This window comes from Alteriqipengyuania triglochinis (genome assembly GCF_054655655.1).
The window spans coordinates 15,381-33,342 of sequence record NZ_BAAHNC010000006.1 but is presented as its reverse complement, the minus strand read 5'-3'; the positions used below and the strand labels follow the sequence as shown (position 1 = coordinate 33,342).

Annotated in this window: 19 protein-coding genes and 1 other RNA gene; 6 read left to right on the top strand and 14 right to left on the bottom strand. The window is 66.0% G+C overall.

Translation table 11 applies throughout. The annotated features are described in order from the left end of the window. The first annotated feature begins 111 nt into the window (after positions 1 to 111). Together ACYQ0L_RS14160 and ACYQ0L_RS14155 are read left to right on the top strand one after the other, a co-directional pair. Entirely contained in the window at positions 112 to 2,799 is a 2,688-nt protein-coding gene (locus ACYQ0L_RS14160) for a TonB-dependent receptor (protein WP_459790000.1), read from the top strand. Between the two features lie 53 nt (positions 2,800 to 2,852). After that, a complete protein-coding gene (locus ACYQ0L_RS14155) occupies positions 2,853 to 3,422 on the top strand; it encodes a DUF805 domain-containing protein (protein ID WP_459789998.1) in 570 nt (189 codons plus the stop codon). Between the two features lie 13 nt (positions 3,423 to 3,435). On the opposite strand, the gene recF is transcribed toward ACYQ0L_RS14155, so the two are convergent. After that, positions 3,436 to 4,521 carry a DNA replication/repair protein RecF gene (recF, locus tag ACYQ0L_RS14150; protein WP_459789996.1) on the bottom strand — a complete coding sequence of 362 codons (1,086 nt, stop codon included), beginning with the start codon at positions 4,519 to 4,521 and terminating at the stop codon, positions 3,436 to 3,438. Positions 4,522 to 4,775: 254 nt separating this feature from the next. Between recF and ACYQ0L_RS14145 the strand changes: the two genes are divergently transcribed. Together ACYQ0L_RS14145 and ACYQ0L_RS14140 are read left to right on the top strand one after the other, a co-directional pair. Next, positions 4,776 to 4,898 carry an enoyl-CoA hydratase gene (locus tag ACYQ0L_RS14145; protein ID WP_459789995.1) on the top strand — a complete coding sequence of 41 codons (123 nt, stop codon included), beginning with the start codon at positions 4,776 to 4,778 and terminating at the stop codon, positions 4,896 to 4,898. Between the two features lie 166 nt (positions 4,899 to 5,064). After that, positions 5,065 to 5,286 (top strand): PspC domain-containing protein, encoded by a 222-nt coding sequence (locus ACYQ0L_RS14140; RefSeq protein WP_459789993.1) that lies wholly within the window; start codon positions 5,065 to 5,067, stop codon positions 5,284 to 5,286. A gap of 87 nt (positions 5,287 to 5,373) precedes the next feature. On the opposite strand, the gene ACYQ0L_RS14135 is transcribed toward ACYQ0L_RS14140, so the two are convergent. Genes ACYQ0L_RS14135 through ACYQ0L_RS14110 form a run of 6 tightly spaced genes read right to left on the bottom strand, consistent with a single transcriptional unit; the run spans position 5,374 to position 9,363 of the window. Beyond that, positions 5,374 to 6,156, bottom strand: coding sequence for an SDR family oxidoreductase (locus ACYQ0L_RS14135; protein WP_459789992.1), 783 nt, complete (start codon positions 6,154 to 6,156; stop codon positions 5,374 to 5,376). Continuing rightward, the gene (locus tag ACYQ0L_RS14130; protein ID WP_459789991.1) at positions 6,141 to 6,719 is read right to left on the bottom strand and encodes an NUDIX hydrolase; all 579 of its coding nucleotides are present in this window, start codon (positions 6,717 to 6,719) and stop codon (positions 6,141 to 6,143) included. The genes ACYQ0L_RS14135 and ACYQ0L_RS14130 overlap by 16 nt, the downstream gene beginning before the upstream one ends. Before the next feature lie 10 nt (positions 6,720 to 6,729). Beyond that, positions 6,730 to 7,401, bottom strand: coding sequence for a TPM domain-containing protein (locus ACYQ0L_RS14125; protein ID WP_459789989.1), 672 nt, complete (start codon positions 7,399 to 7,401; stop codon positions 6,730 to 6,732). Further along, positions 7,401 to 8,213, bottom strand: a complete 813-nt coding sequence (locus tag ACYQ0L_RS14120) for a TPM domain-containing protein (protein WP_459790072.1) — start codon at positions 8,211 to 8,213, stop codon at positions 7,401 to 7,403. The genes ACYQ0L_RS14125 and ACYQ0L_RS14120 overlap by 1 nt, the downstream gene beginning before the upstream one ends. Positions 8,214 to 8,215: 2 nt before the next feature. Continuing rightward, on the bottom strand, positions 8,216 to 8,728 hold the full coding sequence (locus ACYQ0L_RS14115) for a TPM domain-containing protein (protein WP_459789988.1): 513 nt from the start codon (positions 8,726 to 8,728) through the stop codon (positions 8,216 to 8,218). A 20-nt stretch (positions 8,729 to 8,748) separates the two neighbouring features. Next, on the bottom strand, positions 8,749 to 9,363 hold the full coding sequence (locus tag ACYQ0L_RS14110) for a LemA family protein (protein WP_459789987.1): 615 nt from the start codon (positions 9,361 to 9,363) through the stop codon (positions 8,749 to 8,751). A gap of 154 nt (positions 9,364 to 9,517) precedes the next feature. Between ACYQ0L_RS14110 and mscL the strand changes: the two genes are divergently transcribed. After that, positions 9,518 to 9,982, top strand: a complete 465-nt coding sequence (mscL, locus tag ACYQ0L_RS14105; RefSeq protein WP_459789986.1) for a large conductance mechanosensitive channel protein MscL — start codon at positions 9,518 to 9,520, stop codon at positions 9,980 to 9,982. 125 nt (positions 9,983 to 10,107) lie between these two features. Next, positions 10,108 to 10,460: a transfer-messenger RNA gene (gene ssrA, locus ACYQ0L_RS14100) on the top strand. 205 nt (positions 10,461 to 10,665) lie between these two features. Here the strand turns inward: ssrA and ACYQ0L_RS14095 are convergent. From ACYQ0L_RS14095 to ACYQ0L_RS14065, 7 genes are all read right to left on the bottom strand, one after another. After that, the gene (locus tag ACYQ0L_RS14095) at positions 10,666 to 10,905 is read right to left on the bottom strand and encodes a hypothetical protein (RefSeq protein WP_459789984.1); all 240 of its coding nucleotides are present in this window, start codon (positions 10,903 to 10,905) and stop codon (positions 10,666 to 10,668) included. A 123-nt stretch (positions 10,906 to 11,028) separates the two neighbouring features. Beyond that, positions 11,029 to 12,279, bottom strand: coding sequence for an N-succinylarginine dihydrolase (locus ACYQ0L_RS14090; RefSeq protein ID WP_459789983.1), 1,251 nt, complete (start codon positions 12,277 to 12,279; stop codon positions 11,029 to 11,031). 116 nt (positions 12,280 to 12,395) lie between these two features. Further along, entirely contained in the window at positions 12,396 to 13,409 is a 1,014-nt protein-coding gene (locus ACYQ0L_RS14085; protein ID WP_459789982.1) for an arginine N-succinyltransferase, read from the bottom strand. Beyond that, entirely contained in the window at positions 13,406 to 14,617 is a 1,212-nt protein-coding gene (locus ACYQ0L_RS14080; RefSeq protein WP_459789980.1) for a hydrolase, read from the bottom strand. Before ACYQ0L_RS14080 ends, ACYQ0L_RS14085 begins: the two co-directional genes overlap by 4 nt. A 41-nt stretch (positions 14,618 to 14,658) precedes the next feature. Next, positions 14,659 to 15,483: a 16S rRNA (adenine(1518)-N(6)/adenine(1519)-N(6))-dimethyltransferase RsmA gene (gene rsmA / locus ACYQ0L_RS14075; protein ID WP_459789978.1), complete on the bottom strand. Its 825-nt coding sequence runs from the start codon at positions 15,481 to 15,483 to the stop codon at positions 14,659 to 14,661. Between the two features lie 91 nt (positions 15,484 to 15,574). Then, positions 15,575 to 16,465: a 4-hydroxythreonine-4-phosphate dehydrogenase PdxA gene (gene pdxA / locus ACYQ0L_RS14070; protein ID WP_459789977.1), complete on the bottom strand. Its 891-nt coding sequence runs from the start codon at positions 16,463 to 16,465 to the stop codon at positions 15,575 to 15,577. A 4-nt stretch (positions 16,466 to 16,469) separates the two neighbouring features. Continuing rightward, a complete protein-coding gene (locus ACYQ0L_RS14065) occupies positions 16,470 to 17,876 on the bottom strand; it encodes a peptidylprolyl isomerase (RefSeq protein WP_459789975.1) in 1,407 nt (468 codons plus the stop codon). Between the last annotated feature and the right edge of the window lie 86 nt (positions 17,877 to 17,962).

Here is a 17,962-nt window from a genome sequence, read left to right as displayed (position 1 = left end):
ACTCCTGCGATTTTCGCTGTTTTCGCAGTTGAGCGGGTGGGGCCTGCCGTTTAATGAACGACTGTTAAGCCTGAACAACAGCGCTACAAAAATACTTGAGAGGAAAACCTGATGGCCCGTTCGATTCCCGGCAATGCCGGTTTCTCACGCTACGCCCTGTTCGCAGGTGTCGCGACGCTCGCCCTCCCAGCCGCCGCCTACGCGCAGGACAATACGCCGGGCACATCGGTGGATGGCGAACAGGTCGAGACCGAGGAAGATCTGGAACGCGCGCTCGGCGGCAACAACACCATCGTCGTCACCGCGACCAAGCGCGAACAGACGCTGCAGGAAACGCCGGTATCGGTCAGCGTCACCACCGGCGACACGCTCGAACGCGCCGAAATCCGCGACCTGATCGACGTGCAGACGGTTACCCCGTCGCTCCGGGTCAGCCAGCTGCAGAACTCTGCCAGCACCACCTTCATCATCCGCGGCTTCGGCAACGGCGACAACAATTTCGGGATCGAACCTTCGGTCGGCGTCTTCATCGACGGCGTGTTCCGGTCGCGCTCGGCCGGTGCGATCGGCGACCTTGCCAACGTCAATCGGATCGAGGTGCTGCGCGGGCCGCAGTCGACGCTGTTCGGCAAGAATGCGTCCGCGGGCGTGATCTCGGTCCTGACGCGCGAGCCGCAGTTCGACTTCGGCGGTTCGGTCAGCGCGACCTACGGCAACTTCAACCAGGTTGTCCTCAAAGGCGACATTACCGGCCCGATCACCGAGAGCATCGCCTTCGCGATCGACGGCGGCTACAACAGCCGCGACGGTTACGCGACCGAACTCAACACCGGCGAAGACATCAACAACCGCAACCGCTGGAACGCGCGCGGCCAGCTCCTGTTCGACAATGGCGGCCCGCTGCGGATCCGCGCGATCGGCGACTATTCGGAAATCGACGAGCTGTGCTGCCAGGTGAACAACCTCGTCGCCGGGCCGACCACCCCGCTGGTGATCGCCGCGGGCGGCGACATCGTGACCGGCGATTTCTTCGGCGACACGACCTACCTGAACTTCCTGCCCGTCAACAAGGTGAAGAGCTACGGCGGTTCGGTCCAGGCGGACTTCGACTTCGGCCCGATCGGCCTGACCTCGATCACCGCCTACCGCGAACTGCAGAACTTCCAGGACCAGGACGTCGACTTCACCGGGCTCGACTTCATCCGTGAGGTCCGCGACCAGGACGTCCAGACCTTCACCCAGGAATTCCGCCTCTCGTCCGATTTCGACGGGCCGCTGAACTTCCTGCTCGGCGGGTTCTACTTCAACGAAGACATCACGCAGAACAGCGGCATCTTCAACGGCCAGAACTCGCGCGCCTTCTTCGATCTGCTGGCGGGCGGCGGCACGCCGGGCACGCTGTCGGGCGTCGAGGCGCAGCTGGGCCTGCCCGACGGATCGATCTTCGCGCCCGGCCAGAGCACGATCGAGAACTTCGCGCTCAGCAATGAAAGCTGGTCGATCTTCGGCACCGTCGACTTCACGCTGTTCGACGATCGCCTGACGCTGACCGGCGGGTTCAACTATACCGACGACAAGAAGGACTTCGCGCTTTCTCAGCAGTCGACCGACCCGCTCGCCAACATCAACCTCGCCGACGCGTTCATCGTCGGCGCGCTGGCGAACCCGGCCTTCGGCGGCATCGACGCGACCGATCCGGCGCAGTTCAACGCCTTCATCGGCACGCCGCAGGGCCAGGCCGTGTTCGGCCAGGTCGCGCAGCTGGCAGTGACGCCGTGCCCCACGGGCGTAAGCAACCCCGCGGTCTGCAACCCGCTGCTGGGCCTTGCCGCGCTGCAGTTCCTGCCGCCCTTCCTCGATATCCCCAACGCGGTGGAAGACGGCAAGACGCGCGACGACGATTTCAGCTACACGCTGCGTGCCGCGTTCGAGGTCACGCCCGAGCTGAACACGTATTTCACCTACGCGACCGGCTTCAAGGCCAGCTCGGTCAACCTCTCGCGCGACAGCCGCCCGCTGTTCGGTGACTTCGTGCCCGCGACGCTTCCCGCAGGCGTTCCGGCAGTGGTCGGTGGCAGCCAGTTCCTCGCCCCGTCCTCGCCGATCCGCGATGCGGGCCTGCCGATCACCAACCTGACCACGGGTTCGCGCTTCGCCGGCCCCGAGGATGCGGAGGTCTACGAGATCGGCCTGAAGGGCAACTACCCCGGCTTCTCGTTCAACCTCGCGCTGTTCGATCAGACGATCCAGGGCTTCCAGTCGTTCCTGTTCACCGGCACCGGCTTTGCGCTGGCGAACGCGGGCGAGCAGTCGACCCGGGGCTTCGAGCTCGACACCGTGATCACTCCGGCAGACCCGCTGGCGATCACCTTCGCGCTGACCTACCTCGATTCGACCTATGACGACTTCCCGAATTCGCAGATCGGCGATCTGACCGGCGCCCGCCCCGGCGGCATCCCGGAATTCTCGATCGCGACGTCCGCCACCTACACGCATGATTTCGGCGCGTCGGGCAACCAGCTGATCGGCCGGATCGACTACAACCACGAGAGCAACGTTTTCATCAATAACGGCCTGCAGACGATCCGGGACAACAACTTCCGGCGCGAGGTCAACCTGGTGAACGGCTCGCTCACACTGGCGCTGGCCAACGGGATCGAGGTCGCTGGCTACGTCCGCAACCTGCTCAACGAACGCTATATTCTCACCGTTTTCCCCGGTGTGGCGCAGCAGGGCACCATTTCCGGTTATCCCAGCGCGCCGCGCACCTATGGCGGCACGGTGCGCTTCAAGTTCTGATCTTTCCAGATCATCGCACACCAGGAGAAGGGGGCCCGCCGGGCCCCCTTTTTTTGTCCCGCTACGGCGTTTTTGTGTTGCGGCAGCCGGCCGGTTTCTGCTCAGGCCGCGCATTCAGGAAGGGGCCAATCCACACCGGATGCCGCAGGATGATGGGACACGACATGCAGTGGATGATTTTGCCGTTTAAGCGGTACTTCGACTTTCAGGGCCGCTCGCGCCGTCTCGAATACTGGATGTTCGCGCTGCTGAATGCGATCGTCCTGATCGTGCTGTTTGGTATTGCGTTTGCGTCACGCGGCGATCCGGCTGCTTTCGCAGGAGCGGATGCGGCTGACCCCTTCGCGGGATATCGCTTCCTCACAGGGGGGGTGGTCATCGCGGCTGTAATCTGGGGGCTGGCCGCCTTCATTCCCAGCATCGCGGTGACGGTGCGTCGCCTGCACGACCGTGACATGAGCGGTTGGTGGTATCTGGGCTTTGCCCTGCTGGGCGTTATTCCGGTCGTCGGGTTCCTCGCCAGCGTCGCCTTCTTCGTTCTGCTGGTGCTTCCCGGCACGCCGGGGCCGAACAGGTTCGGGCCGAGCCCCAAGAACGAGGTGACCGCCGAAACCTTCGAGTAGACGCCGCGCGGCCCTAGATCTGGCTGAGCGTCCCGCCCGATACGTCCCACACCGCCGCCTGAGGCAGGATGGGATCGAAGGGCGTACGCTCGGTCCCGGTCATCCACACCTGCTCGCCATTGGCGGCGAGCCGCGCGAACAGCGCCGCGCGCCGGTCCGGGTCGAGATGGGCGGCGACCTCGTCCAGCAGCAGCACGCCCGCGCGCCCGCGTGCGGCAATGGTCCCATGAGCAAGGACGATGGCGATCAGCATCGCCTTCTGCTCGCCAGTCGACGCGCTGGCCGCAGGCACGCCCTTGTCGGCCAGCGTCACTGCCAGCTCCACGCGATGCGGGCCGATCAGCGTGCGGCCCGCCCGCCGCTCCGCCCGGCGATTGTCGCGCAGCGCCCGGGCCAACGCCTCGCGCTCCTCCGGCCCCACGGGCTCCAGGGCGAGGGCGGGGCGCGGGAAGGGCGTGTCGGTCTCCGCCCGCAGCGCGTCCTCCAGCTGCGCGACCAGCTCCCGGCGATTGGCGGCGATCGCGGCGCCGTGCTCGGCCAGCTGCGCCTCCAGCGCATCGAGCCATCGCGGATCGGGCACCGCTTCGTCCGACAGCAGCCGGTTGCGGTTGCGCAGCGCGGTCTCGTAGCGGTTGGAAAGCGTGGCATGGCCGGGCGCGATCGCCAGCACCATCCGGTCGAGGAAGCGCCGCCGTGCGCCTGCGCTGTCGGTAAACAGGCCGTCCATCGCCGGGACCAGCCAGCGGACCGAGAGCCATTCGGCGAGACGCAGCGCGCTCGCCTCCGCACCGTTCACGCGCACGCGGCGGCGCGTAGGGGCGGCGGGATCGACCGACGTACCGATCCGGACCGGCTCTTCGCCATCGGTCGGCTGGACGCGCGCGCCGATGGCGAAGCCGCCCGAGCCTGCGTGCCGCGCCATCTCGGGTAGCTTCGCGCGGCGCAGGCCCCTGCCGGGGGCGAGCAGCGAGAGCGCTTCGAGGACGTTGGTCTTGCCCGCCCCGTTCGCGCCCACGAGCAGGTTGAAGCGCGCCGTCCCCTCCAGTGTGGTCTCGGCGTGGTTGCGAAAATCGAGGAGGGAAATGCGGTCGAGCGCCATGCGGGTAGGGGCCTTTGTCAGAGCCCTAGCGCGGCGCGCGGAGGCAAGCCAGCCCGGCACGCGTGCGCGATGCCGAAGGGGCGTTTCCAACACTTGGGAAAAATTACCAAGCTTTCGGATGGCTGAACAATTGCTTCACCAGTGATGGATACGGAAACCCCGGAAATCTCCCATTTCTGCAAACTGGCACACCTCCTGCAATGTAGTTGGCATCCGGAGGGATCGTCCCCCGGACCCAATAAGGAGACTACAAAATGACCAATGCTTCCGATCTTCGCACCCGCCTGTTCGCCGCCATCTTCGCGGTCGGCGTCTCGGCCGTGTTCTTCGCCACCGCGATCGTTCCTGCCAGCCCCAACGGCCTGATGCTCGCCTGATCGCGTAGCCGCACACCTTCCACCGCAATCACATCAACAGGGATCAAATCACCATGTCTTCACTCGTCCGCAACCTGATCGCCGGTACCGGAGCGCTCGCTTTCACCGGTCTCGCCTTCGCTTTCGCCATCGCCCCCGTCATGGCCGACACCGCCGGGATGGTCGCATGAGCCAGTTCGAAACCGATCGCCACGCCCCCCACTCCGGAAACGCGCGTCGCTTCCATCTCGACAAGCAGCGCGGCTCGATCGCAGGGGTTTGCTCGGGGCTCGCCAATTACCTGGACTGCGATGTCACCATGGTCCGCCTGGCCTTCGTGCTGACGACCATCTTCCTGACGGGGGCCGCACTGATCGCCTATCTCGTCCTGTGGGCCATCGCAGACTGACCCGGCCGGAGGCCCCCTCCGGCCACACACCCCCGGTCGGGGGCGACAGGATCGCCCCCGCACCAAATTACCTACACTCAGACCTGATTACATCGCCGAGATACCGCCATCGAGCTTCAGCTCCGCCGCAGTCATAAAGCTGCTCTCGTCACTGGCGAGGAACAGCACGCCATTGGCGATTTCCTGCGGCTTGCCCACCCGCCCGAGCGGGATCTGGCGTGCCAGCTTGCCCATCACGACCTCCTTGTCCATCCCCGCATTCTTCCCGATCCCGTCGAGGATCGGCGTGTCGACGAACGTCGGGTGGACCGAGTTGCAGCGGATGTTCCAGCCCATCTTCGAACAGTGCAGCGCGACCGACTTGGTCAGCATCCACACCGCCGCCTTGCTGGCATTGTAACCGGGCATCGTATCGCTCGCGATTAACCCCGCGATCGAGCTGATGTTCACGATCGAGCCGGGCTGGTTGTCCTTGAGCAGGCGCAGCGCCTTCTGGCAGCCGAGGAACGGGCCATCGACATTGATCGCGAAGCCCGCGCGCCAGTCTTCCAGCGTGCAGGTCTCGATATTGCCGCGCACGCCGACGCCGGCATTGTTGACCAGCACGCTCAGCCCGCCAAGCTTTTCTTCCGCCATGTCGATGGCAGCGTCCCACTGATCCGGCTGCGTCACATCATGCGCCATGCCGTAGGCGGTGCCGGCGCCGCATTCCTCATTGATCGACGCCGCGGTCGCCTGCGCGCCCTCGCCGTTGATGTCGGTACACAGCACCCGCGCGCCCTCGCGCGCCAGCGTGATCGCTGCCTGGGCCCCAAGACCCTGCGCCGCGCCCGTAATGAGTGCGAGTTTGCCCGCTACCCGTCCAGCCATCCGTTCTCTCCAATCTTTTGTGTCATCAGCAGCATGGCGAGGCGCACGTCTACTGCAACCCCTGCCGCGCGCTTACCCTCCACGAAGGTGCCCAGTTCGCTCAGCTTCACGCGGTGGACGGTGATGTCCTCGCTTTCGGTGCCACCGCCTTCGCCGACTTTCGTCAGGCCTTCGGCGCGCAGCAGCGAGAAGCCTTCGGAGACCATGCCGGGGCTGGAGAAGAACTCGCCCAGATCGGCGATCTTTGCAGCCCTGTAGCCGGTTTCTTCCTCAAGCTCGCGGTGGGCCGCGGTGATCGCGCTCTCGTCGCTCGCGCCATCGTCGTCACCGACCAGTCCGGCCGGGATTTCGAGGCAGCGGCGGCTCAGCGGCACGCGGTACTGCTCTACCAGCAGGACATGCGCGCCATCGTCGGCCGCGTCGATGGCGATGATCGCGGCGGCCCGCATGCCGCGCGCGCGGCCCGCATATTCCCACCGGCCACGCTGCTTGGCGAGGATCCAGTCGCCTTGCCAACGGATTTCTTCGGGCGCGTCGTGGTCGGGCGGTTTTCTTTCGGTCATGGACCCGCGCTTACAGCGCGATGAGCCGATCGGGCAACTCGTTCTGGTCATCGTCGGCACGCGGGAAATGGGGGGCGAGGATTTCGCCCACGTCGCGCACGCCCGCGGCAATGCCCGCGCCCAGCTGGCCCGCCTTGATCTCGCGCAGCATGTCGACCATCGCTTCGCCCCAGACCTCCGGATCGACCTTCTCGGCGATGGCGGAATCGGCGACGATCTGCGCGCGGTGTTCCGCCAGCGAGACGAAGATCAGCACACCGGTGCGGCCGTGGGTTCGGCGTTCCGCGCCGACTTTGAAATGTCTGATCGCGGCGTCTTCCACCCGCAGGGTCTTCACCCGGCCGGGCAGGATGGCGAAGCGCACCGCCGGGATCAGCGTGAGCGCGAAAGTGGCGAGGAACAGCGCGATGCCGATGCCGCTGGCGAGGCCCAGCAGGCCCGAGGGCGTCCACTCGGTGTTCCACCCGCCTGCAAGCGAGTCGAACAGGCTCAGCACCGGATCGGGAAAGAAGGCGAGCAGCACCAGCCCGGTGAAGGCGACGAAGGCCGACAGGGCAAGCGCGACATCGGTATAGCCGTCGGACTCGCGCGCGACGACCGTGACGATCTCGCCCGAGGTGGTGAGCTCGGCCGCTGCGACCGCTTCGGTCACCGCCGTGTGATCTGCTTGGGTTATCTGCATCACCAGCCTCCACTCGCCCCGCCGCCGCCGGACATGCCGCCACCGAAGCCGCCGAAACCACCGCCGCCTCCGCCACCGCCGAAGCCGCCGCCACCACCGTGGTCGCCCGAGTTGAGAGCGGAGTTGATCGCGGTCCACAGCAGGACATCGCCCACCGCGCTACCCGCGCCGTAGCGCCGCCGCCGCCGGCCCTTTTTTCCGCGGCCGAAGATGGCGATGAAGGCGAAGATCAGGATCAGCCACACGAACGCGCCGCCGATGGTCGCTCCGGTCACCTCGTCGCCCTCCTGCGCCCGCGCGGCGGCCTCCGCTTCCTCGATCGCCTTGGCGGTCGCCGGGTCCATGTCGAGCGCCTCGATCATCTGGCCGACACCCGCCACGATCCCGCCGGTGAAATCGCCCTGCTTGAAGGCAGGGGTTATGGTGTTGCGGATGATCCGCCCGGACATTGCGTCGGTCAGCGTGGGCGTGGAGCCGTAGCCGACCTCGATCCGCATCTTGCGATCGTCGCGAGCGACCAGCAACAGCGCGCCCTCGTCGGTCTCTTCACCGCCGATGCCCCACGTTTCATAAAGATCGACCGCATATCCCTCGACCGTTTCGCCATCGAGACTGGGCACGGTCGCGACGATCACCGCGCGGCCCGTCTGCTCGTTATAGGCGCGCAGCTGCGCGTCGAGCTGGGCTTCGGCGGCATCGTCGATCATGTTCGCGCCGTCGTATACCGGCCCGTCGGGGCGCGGCGGCAGATCCTGCGCGGCTGCCGGCAGTGCCAGCAGCACGAAGGCGAACAGGAACAAGGTTCGAAGCATCGTCACGACGGGGCACCTTTACGGCATTGCGGGGGGTGGGGGGCGGCACGCTTCAGCTCGTCGATCCCGGCGCGGGTTCCCCCGGCAAGGTCGCCGGCCCGATAGAGAGGGATCATCGCATTCTCGATAATGCGCTTGGCCAGAACGTCGGTGACATCGTTTTCGAGCCCCGGACCGACTTCGATCCGCACGCTCTGCTCTTCGGGTGCGACGAGGACGAGGAGGCTGCACTCGGTATCCCGGTCGCCGATGCCCCATGCCTCGAACGTCTCATACGCAACGTGTTCGATGGACTCCCCGTCGAGCGAGGCATCGGTAACGACGAGCAGCGCGACTCCCGATTCGCGCCCGTATTCGGTCAGCTCGCGTTCGAGCGCCTTTCGGGCATCGGGCGCGAAAATATCGGCCTCGTCGATTACCACCCCATCGAGGCGCTGTGCCACGTGTGCAGGTGCGTCTGGAAGCGAGCAGGCGGCCAGCAGCAGTGGCAGGAAAGGAGCGAAACGGTGCAGCATGATCGGCCCTTGGCGTCCGATCAGTTCTCGTCCCCGCCCATATCGTCGAAGTTCACTTCGGGGGCGTTCTCGCTACCTGCCTGCGCCTGGAAGCCTTCCATCGGTTCCGCCCCGTAGATCACGTTGGCGGCGATCGTCGCGGGGAAGGTGCGGATCGTGGTGTTATAGTTCTGCACCGCCTCGTTGTAGCGGTTGCGCGCCACTTCGATCCGGTTTTCCGATCCTTCGAGCTGGGTCATCAGGTCCGCGAAGCGCGCCTGGCTCTGCAGTTCGGGATATTTCTCTACCGTGACGAGCAGGCGCGAAAGTGCACCGCCGACCTGGCTCTGTGCGGCATCGAAGCGCTGGATCGCGGCCGGATCGTTCAGGTCATCGGTCGACAGCTGCACTTCGCTGGCGCTGGCGCGGGCCTCGATCACCTGCGTCAGGATATCTTCTTCGGACGATGCTGCGGCGCGTACCGTGCTGACAAGGTTGGGGATCAGGTCCGCGCGGCGCTGATACGCGCTCTGCACGTCGGCCCAGCGGGCATTGGCCTCTTCCTCTGCCGTGGGGACCGAGTTGATGCCGCAACCGCTCAGGGCGACAAGGCCGAGCGCAAGCAGGATCGAGCGAACGAAAGTGCGGAACGCCATCGAATTATCTCTCCGGAAAAATGGTGTATTGCCAGTATACGACACATGCGCACGCGCGCAAGGCCAGGTGCAACGTTCGTGCGACAGATTGTCTGGTCCGCGGCGCTATGCCAATGGTTTTGCGATAACCGGCAGAAAAGGGGGCGCCTCGCGCATGTTCAAGGAGTTCAAGAAGTTCATCGCGCGCGGCAACGTGATCGATCTGGCGGTGGGCGTGGTGATCGGCGCGGCGTTCAGCGGGATCGTGAAGCAGCTGACCGACGCGGTGCTGATGCCGATCATCGGCTGGCTGTTCGGCGATATCGACTTTTCCAACTGGTTCCTGATGCTGGGCGAGGTGCCGGAGGGCTATGAAGGCTCGCTGGAAAACTATGAGCAGCTGAAAGAGGCGGGCGTGGCGATGATCGGTTACGGCGCGCTGCTCACCGCGATCATCAACTTCCTGATCGTCGCCTTCGCGTTGTTCCTGCTGGTGCGTGGGGTGAACCGCGTGACCGAGGAAATGCAGCGCAAACAGGCCGAGGTGGAGGACAGCTCCAAGAGCGACGACGTGCCGACCGACCCGCAACTGGACGTGCTGAAGAAGATTTTGGCGGAGCTGAAGGCGGAGCGGGGATAGACCACCCCTTCGTCATTTCCGCGCAGGCGGGAACCCATCACCCTAGGCATGTGCGATTAAGGCGGCAGGAGCTGGGCCCCCGCGTGCGCGGGGGGCGACGAGGTTGGGAAAATCCCGGTCCCCATCCACTTCACATTAAGCTGCAAACGCCTATATAGGTCCGTGCCGGTTTCGGCCGGCTATGGTGATAAACTGCGGTGTATAATAGACGCAATGGACCCGGGGGCAGTACCCGGCGGCTCCACCAAAAGGCCCGGCCTCACGCGAGAGGGGCGGGCTTCCTGATGGGGCCGAACCAGGATCGACATGCGTTGAAAGGCATCGTTTTTGCCCGGAATGAGCACTCCGTAAAAAGCTTATTTCACAAGTGCCAACGATAACGAAGCACTCGCTCTCGCTGCGTAATTTGATGGCCTAACGGCCTGAATTTACAAAGCTAAAGCGCGGTTGGACCGACCGGGCAACAGAACGGATACCGGGGGCTCGGGGCGGGCCTAGCAACAGAACCGCCCCACTTTCGCTAGCTTGAGAGAACCGTGCCATCCGATGGCGCATCGGTCCTCGCCCCGACCACAAAGTCTCGGGAGCCTAGCAACAGAACCGCCCCACCTTCGCCAGCCTCCGATTTTCGCGGCCCGCCGCCGCAACCGCGAGTGGCAGCGCTATCGCGCGAGCGGAAGCGGCTAGTCTTCTGGGCCGCCCACCTTCTGCGCCCGTTCGTGTTTCAGACAGTCGAGTATCTTCGCGCCCGCCATGAACACCGCGCCGGTGGTGGCGAGGAACAACAGCTTGCCGCCCCAGCCGGGATAGTGCTGCAGATAGCTTGCGCCGCGCGCGGTGGAGCCCAGCGCCAGCGCGTAGATGATCAGGAAGGCCTCGAACCGGGTCTTGATCACGAACAGGCGGGCAATCTTGCGGAGCATCCATCATCCTTAACGCTTGCGAGCCGATAGCCTCGCAAGCCGCGTGCCAGATCAGGATCTTTGCGGCTTGCGCTGGTTAATGAAAATCCCAGTGTAAGCCTGTCCGACAGCGCTGCCAGCGCGTTAAAGTACCTGTGCCAGATCGAGCGCGTCGAGCAGTTCGGCCCGCGCGGCCTGGACCCGATCCGCCAGCGTATCGGTTCCCAGCTCCTCGGGCGCGATGTTTTCGGGCCATGCCCGGGCGATGACCGCTTCGATCCGGTCGGCCTTGGCCTCGTCCAGCAGGAAGCGCGGATCGACCGTGGCCGGGTCAGCCACTACGCGCAGGCGCAGACAGGCGGGCCCGCCGCCATTGGCCATCGACTGGCGCACGTCGACCGGAATGACCTGCCGAATCGGACCGTTGCCCGACGTCATTTTCTCGCAGAAGCGCCACACGCTCTCGCTCTCGCGGCACTCGCTCGGCACGATCAGCGCCATCGTCGAATCGGGCAGGGTGACGAGCTGCGCGTTGAACAGGTAGGTGCGGATCGCCTCTTCCAGACTCACTGCGCTCTCGGGCACCTCGACCAGTTCCAGTGCGGGGAAGGCCTCGCGGATCGCGCCATAGGCCGCCTGCGGATCGGCGAAGGCGCGGGCATGGGTGAACAGCACGCGCTCGTTCGCCACCGCGACGACGTCGTTGTGGAATGCCCCCGCCTCGATCGCCTCGGGATTCTGTTCGATGAAGACTGTGCGCGAGGGATCGAGCCCGTGCATCCGCGCGACCACGCGGCTCGCCTGCTCGTGCTGGCGCGCGGGGAATTTGCCGCCGGGGCGGCCATAGACGAACACCTCGACGCCTGCCTCGCCGTGGCTGTCGCACAGGCGCATGTGGTTCGCCGCGCCCTCGTCGCCAAAGGTCGGTGGCACCGCATCGTGGACCGCGAAGTGCTTTGCGTCACCGAAGGCAATGTCGAGCTGGGCCTTCGTGTCCTGCCATTCCTGCGTGCGGTGGAGCATGGTGATGAGGTTGGCGGGCGTCAGGTGGCAGCGTCCGTCGCGCGTGTCGGGTGCAGGCGAGACCGTGGCCGCATTCGCGGTCCACATGGCCGAGGCCGACCATGGCGCGGCGCGCAGGGCAGGATCTTCGCTGCCGTCGAGCGCGAGCGAGGCGGTCAGAGCGGGATTGGGCCGCGGCAGCGGCAGGAGGAAGCCCTGCGGCAGGCCGCGTTGCATGTTGCCGCGCATCTTGGCGAGACCCTGCAACGCCGCCTCGCGCGGGTGGCTGGTCTGCCCGCGATGGCTTGCGCTGGCGATATTGCCGAGGCTCAGCCCCGCATAATTGTGCGAGGGGCCGATGATCCCGTCGAAATTGATCTCTTTGAGAGGCATTCCAGACTCCGCTCGCCCCGAGCTTCTCGAAGGGCTGTTTTTGACATTTGGACCCGCGCTCGAAGAAAGAGCAGGGCTTCGAAAGGCTCAGCCCGAACGGGTATGGTTGGGGCGCGCTACTTCGCCACGCTCCACACCGTATCGCCTTCGCCGACCTGCAGGACATTCGCACCCGCGGCGTCGATTGCCATGCTGTCGTCAGCGAGCTGTCGCGATCCGTAGCAACAGCGGAAATCGGTCAGCTTGCCGGTTGCGAGCAGCGCGCGCTCGCCGCCATCCAGCCCGGTCTTGCCGAGCGTGCGCGGCGCGGCATCCGCCACGCTCACCACATCGTCGGTACGCGCGAGCATCGTGGGCCCACCATCGAAAATGTCGACATAGCCTTCGAAGCGAAGGCCTTCCTTCTCCAGCATCCGCATCGCCGCGCGGCCCGTGGGGTGGGGCAGGCCGATCACCTCCCGCGCATCGTCGTCCAGCATCGCGACATAAACGGGGTACTTGGGCATCAGGTCGGCGATGAACTGGTTGCCGTTGATCGCGTTGAAATAGTCGGCTTCCTGGAAGGTCATCCCGAAGAAACGCCCGGCGACCCCGTCCCAGAAGGGCGAGCCGCCGCGATCGTCGATGATCCCGCGCAGCTCCGCCAGCACGCGTTCGGCGAAGCGCTGGCGGTGCATCGCGATGAACAGGTAGCGGCTGCGCGCGAGCAGCAGGCCGAGCCCGCCCGCACGCTCGTTCGGGTGGAGGAACAGCCCGCCCACTTCGCTGCACCCTTCCAGATCGGTAACGAGATGCAGCATCTCGGCGCGCACCGTGCGGTCGAGTTCCTGGCTGTACTGGGTCAGCGTGTTGAGACGGTAGGAATAGAAGGGCCACTGCTGGCCGACCTTCGTCATCAGCTGGCAGGTGCCGCGCACCGCGCCGGTTTCGGTATTTTCGAGCACCAGCAGGAAGGTCTCGTCCGTGAGCTCATCGCCGGTGTTTTCGAAGGCCTGAGCCGACCTTTCGAGCTTGCCGGTCAGCGCATCGCGGTCGGCGGGCAGATTGGTGAACCCGCCGCCGGTCAGCTTGGCCATTTCGTAGAGGTGTTCGAGGTCGCTCGTGCGCGACGGGCGGATAACAAAGCTCACAAGACGTTCTCCGTCGCCAGTTCGTGCAGGACCATCGCCGCCAGCGCCGCGCGTTCCTTGAGCGACGGCGCGATCATGAATTCGTCCGGCGAGTGGATCTTGCCACCGCGCACGCCCATCGTATCGACCACCGGCACGCCGGTCGCGGCGATATTATTGCCGTCGCACACGCCGCCGGTCGATTTCCAGTCGATATCCTGCCCCAGCTCCGCGCCGCATTCGCGCACGAGGTCGAACAATGCCTGCGCCTTCCGGTCGACCGGCTTGGGTGGGCGCGAGATGCCGCCGTGGATCGCGATATCGACTTCCTGCGCTTGCTTAACCTCGCCGATCAGCGCGTGCATTTCCGCCTCGAAGCGCTCCGCTGCCGCGGGCTCCTTGGGGCGGATGTTGAAGCGCAGCACGGCATGGTCGGGGACGACATTGTTCGCCGCGCCGCCATCGATCTTGGCCGGGTTCACGCTGATATCCTCGCGCTGCAACTCTTTCAGCCGCACCGCGAGCGTGGAGGCCGCGACGATCGCATTGCGGCCGTCCTGCGGGTTGCGCCCCGCGTGGGCGGACTTGCCGGTGACGGTCAGGCTGTAATTGCCGCTGCCGCCGCGCGCATGGGCGAGCGTGCCCTCGGGCGTCGCTGCAGGTTCGAAAGTCAGCGCGGCGTATTTGCCCTCAGCCAACCGCTCGATCAGCGGCGACGACGAGAGCGATCCGGTTTCCTCGTCGGCATTGATAATCACGTCGTAGCCGACGGCCTGCCATGCCTCGACGCCTTCGAGCGCGCTCAGGCTGGCGAGAATGATCGCAAGGCCGCCCTTCATGTCGGCAGTGCCGGGGCCGTTGAGCACCTCGTCGTCGAGCCAGGTCAGTTCCTGGAACGGGTGATCGGCGGGAAAGACGGTGTCCATGTGCCCGGTCAGGATGAAGCGGCGTTCGGCTTCGGGCCTGACCCGCAGCACGAAATGCTTGCCGTTCTGGACTGCGGTTTCCTTGCCGCTCGCGTCGACCGCAGTGACGGGCGCAGGCTCTTCGAGCGTGATCGTGCCCGGCAGGGCGGAGAACGCTTCGCTCAGTTCTTCCGCCATCCGGGCGAGGCCATCCAGATTGGCGGTGCCCGAATTGATGCGTGCCCAGCGTTCGACATTCGCCAGCATGGTCGCGCCGTCGATGGTGTCGATCGCCTGCTGGAGGGGTCCGGTAAGTCTGCTCATGGCGGGGGCCTAGCCTGCGCGGCGCGGCTGGCCAAGCCCGGTCAGGCGGAGAGGGCGCGCGCGAGGGCCACGAATTCCCCGACGTCTAGCGTTTCGGCACGCCGCTGCGGGTCGATGCCCAGCGTCTCCAGCGAATTGAGCGCGCCGGGCACGCCCTTCAGGCTCTGGCGCAGCATCTTGCGCCGCTGGCCGAACGCGGCGGCGGTGATCGCCTCCAGCTTCGCGGCCGCGACGCCTTGGGGCATTGCGGCAGGTTCAACATGGACGATGGCGCTCATCACCTTGGGCGGCGGGGTGAAGGCGCTGCGGTGGACCTTCATCGCCAGCTTCGCGCTGCCGCGCCACTGGGCGAGGACCGCGAGGCGTCCGTAGGCGCTGCCCCCCGCCTGGGCGACGATCCTTTGCGCGACCTCCTGCTGGAACATCAGCGTCAGGCTGGTCCAGTTGGGCGGCCAGGCCTCGCCCCCCATCCAGCGCGTGAACAGCGCGGTGCCGACATTGTAGGGCAGGTTGGAGAGGATCGCGTAGGGTGCCCCGTCGAACAGCGCGTCATGATCGATCTTGAGCGCGTCGCCCTGGATCACGGTCAGCTGGCCGGGGAACGCCTCGCCCAGTTCGATCAGCGCGGGCAGGCAGCGGCGGTCCATCTCGATTGCGGTGACCTTCGCGCCCGCGCGCAGGAGCGCACGCGTGAGCCCGCCGGGGCCGGGGCCGACTTCGAGCACGTTCCTGCCCGACAGGTCGCCGGGCACCGCCGCGATGCGCGCCAGCAATTGCTCGTCGAACAGGAAGTTCTGGCCCAGCGATTTTGATGCGCTGAGCCCGTGCTGTGCGATCACTTCGCGAAGAGGGGGGAGGTCGGTCATTGGCCCACCCCCAACCCCTCCCGCAAGCGGGAGGGGAGCGAGACTTGCTGCGCCGCAGGCGCGGCTAGTCGCAGCGGGGTGGGCTGTCGGGTCACGACAAGCCCCGCCGCGCGGCAATCTCGCCCGCCATGCGGATCGCGGCGATCATCGCGTCGGGGCGGGCGATCCCTTGCCCCGCGATATCGAAGGCAGTGCCATGATCGGGCGAGGTGCGCACGATCGGCAGGCCGAGCGTGACATTGACGCCGTCGTCGAAATCGAGCGCCTTGATCGGGACCAGCGCCTGATCGTGATACATCGCGATCGCGACGTCGTAGCTGGCGCGTTTGTGGGGGGCGAACAGCGTGTCGGCGGGGTGCGGGCCGGTCGCGTCGATGCCGTCGGCGCGCAGCGTGGCGATGGCGGGGGCGATGATGTCGATCTCTTCGCGCCCCATCCGCCCGTCCTCGCCGGCGTGGGGGTTGAGCCCCGCGATGGCGATGCGCGGCCGATCGACGCCGTAATCGCTGCGCAGCGCGTCGGCCACGATCCGGCTGCGCTGCACGATCAGGTCATGCGAGAGGCGGCCGGGCACATCGGCCAGCGCGCAATGCACGGTCATCGGCACGGTCTTGAGCGATGGCCCGGCGAGCATCATGACCGCATCCTCGCGCACCATGCCGCAGGCATCGGCGAGGAATTCGGTCTGCCCGACGAAAGATGGCTCGATCTGCGCGATCTGCGACTTGGCCACAGGTCCCGTCACCAGCCCGCTGCACTCGCCCGCACGTACCATTGCGACCGCCTGCTCTAGGGCATCGAGCGCACAGGTGGCGGAGTTGCGATCCGGTTTTCCGGCGCGCGAAGAGCTCTCGATTTCTCCCACCACGACGAAGCGGGGCAGGCCCAGCTCGCTTGCGCGGCTGACAATCTGCGCGATGATCTCCGGCCCGACCCCCGCCGGATCGCCTATCGTTACGGCCAGCGGGAGCGGCTGGGTCACCGGATCAGTTATATTCGATGATCGCGTCGTTGCGCAGGTCGCGCAGGTAGCGCTGGGCGCGCTTGCTGATCCGCTCCTGCTCGATCCCGTCCATGATCTGGTCGAAATCGGGCTCGTTCACGCTTTCGGGATCGTCGCGGCCGCACAGCAGCAGGACGCGCACGCCGTCTTCCATCGATCCGAAGGGCGCGGTCGCCTGCCCGACCTGCAATTGCAGGAGCGAGGACTGCAGCTGCTCGGGCAGGTCGCGCACGGTGATCGAGTTGTTGTCGACCACGCTTGCATTGACCGACTGCGCCACCCGCGCGGCATCGCCGCAGCCGCGGATCGTGCCGATCGCATCGGAGAATTCCTGCACGCGCGCGGTCGCGGCCTGCTGGCTCATGCCTTCGGGGAAGCTGATCGCGATCTGCTTGAGGCTGAGCTTGGCGTCGCGCGGATCGGCGGTCAGCACCTGCCGTTTGTCGAGCAGGAGCATGATGACATAGCCGCCGGGGATGGTGACCGGGCCGACGACCTGGCCGGGCTGCAGTTCGCGCGCGACCTCCGACATCTCGTCCGGAAGCGTGGCGAGGCTGACGTAGCCGAGGTCGCCGCCGACCGCAGCGGTGGTCGATTCGGAAAACTGGCGGGCATAGGCCTGGAAGCTGCCGCCTTCGCGGATCTGCTGGAGGATGCGCGCGGCATTCTGCTCCACCGCAGCGGCGGTTTCGGGCGTGGCCGAAAGGTAGATTTCGGCGAGCCGGTATTCATCCTGCCCGCGCGACATCTTCAACCGCTCCATCGTGTCGTTCACCTCTTCGGAGGAGACGTTGATGAAGGGCGCGATATTGCGGCGCAGCAGGTTGTTCCAGGCGATTTCGCCCTGGATCTGGCGCTTGAGGGTCGCAGGCGAGGAGCCATTGGCGATCAGCCATTCATCCATCTTGCCCGGATCCTGCGGAAAGTTCTGCCCGGCGAGCGACGTGTAGCGTTCGTCCACCTCGGCGCCGCTGATGACCATTTCCTGCGCGGCCGCGGCCTGGATCTGCAGTGTTTCGTCGATCAGGTTGCGCAGCACCTGCATGCGCAGCGCCTGCATTTCTTCGGCCGACAGTTCCGAGCGCTCCGATGCGGCGAGCACGAGGGCGACGCGGTGATCGATATCGGTCCCGGTAATGACCGCGCCATTGACCCGCGCCGTCGCGGTGCGCACGTTCGGGTCCTGCTGTTCGAACATGACTACTTCTTCGGGAATGCCGAAGGGGTTGGCGGCGGTCGGGCCCTGCTGCTGCTCGGCCTCTTGCGCTTCCGCCTGCTGCGCCTCTTGCGCCTGCGCGGCGACCGGCAGGGTGGCCATGGCAATTGCCGCCACGGTGCCCAGGGCACTGCCTGCAACGGAAGAGAACTTGCTGAAAATGCTGTCGGTCACGAAGTAAACCTGCTGTTGGCTAATGGTCAGGGGCGGGGTCAGGCGCCACCCTGCCCCCATCGGGCCGGGATGCTGAACCTTGGCTG

What these genes read in the sequence shown, in the direction of transcription:
- ACYQ0L_RS14145 (WP_459789995.1), top strand. Translation starts at nt 4,776, where the DNA reads ATGACCAATGCTTCCGATCTTCGCACCCGCCTGTTCGCCGCCATCTTC.
- mscL (WP_459789986.1), top strand. Translation starts at nt 9,518, where the DNA reads ATGTTCAAGGAGTTCAAGAAGTTCATCGCGCGCGGCAACGTGATCGAT.
- ACYQ0L_RS14090 (WP_459789983.1), bottom strand. Translation starts at nt 12,279, where the DNA reads ATGCCTCTCAAAGAGATCAATTTCGACGGGATCATCGGCCCCTCGCAC.
- ACYQ0L_RS14110 (WP_459789987.1), bottom strand. Translation starts at nt 9,363, where the DNA reads ATGGCGTTCCGCACTTTCGTTCGCTCGATCCTGCTTGCGCTCGGCCTT.
- rsmA (WP_459789978.1), bottom strand. Translation starts at nt 15,483, where the DNA reads ATGACCGACCTCCCCCCTCTTCGCGAAGTGATCGCACAGCACGGGCTC.
- ACYQ0L_RS14135 (WP_459789992.1), bottom strand. Translation starts at nt 6,156, where the DNA reads ATGGCTGGACGGGTAGCGGGCAAACTCGCACTCATTACGGGCGCGGCG.
- ACYQ0L_RS14160 (WP_459790000.1), top strand. Translation starts at nt 112, where the DNA reads ATGGCCCGTTCGATTCCCGGCAATGCCGGTTTCTCACGCTACGCCCTG.
- ACYQ0L_RS14130 (WP_459789991.1), bottom strand. Translation starts at nt 6,719, where the DNA reads ATGACCGAAAGAAAACCGCCCGACCACGACGCGCCCGAAGAAATCCGT.
- recF (WP_459789996.1), bottom strand. Translation starts at nt 4,521, where the DNA reads ATGGCGCTCGACCGCATTTCCCTCCTCGATTTTCGCAACCACGCCGAG.
- ACYQ0L_RS14080 (WP_459789980.1), bottom strand. Translation starts at nt 14,617, where the DNA reads ATGAGCAGACTTACCGGACCCCTCCAGCAGGCGATCGACACCATCGAC.
- ACYQ0L_RS14095 (WP_459789984.1), bottom strand. Translation starts at nt 10,905, where the DNA reads ATGCTCCGCAAGATTGCCCGCCTGTTCGTGATCAAGACCCGGTTCGAG.
- ACYQ0L_RS14140 (WP_459789993.1), top strand. Translation starts at nt 5,065, where the DNA reads ATGAGCCAGTTCGAAACCGATCGCCACGCCCCCCACTCCGGAAACGCG.
- ACYQ0L_RS14125 (WP_459789989.1), bottom strand. Translation starts at nt 7,401, where the DNA reads ATGCAGATAACCCAAGCAGATCACACGGCGGTGACCGAAGCGGTCGCA.
- ACYQ0L_RS14115 (WP_459789988.1), bottom strand. Translation starts at nt 8,728, where the DNA reads ATGCTGCACCGTTTCGCTCCTTTCCTGCCACTGCTGCTGGCCGCCTGC.
- ACYQ0L_RS14120 (WP_459790072.1), bottom strand. Translation starts at nt 8,213, where the DNA reads ATGCTTCGAACCTTGTTCCTGTTCGCCTTCGTGCTGCTGGCACTGCCG.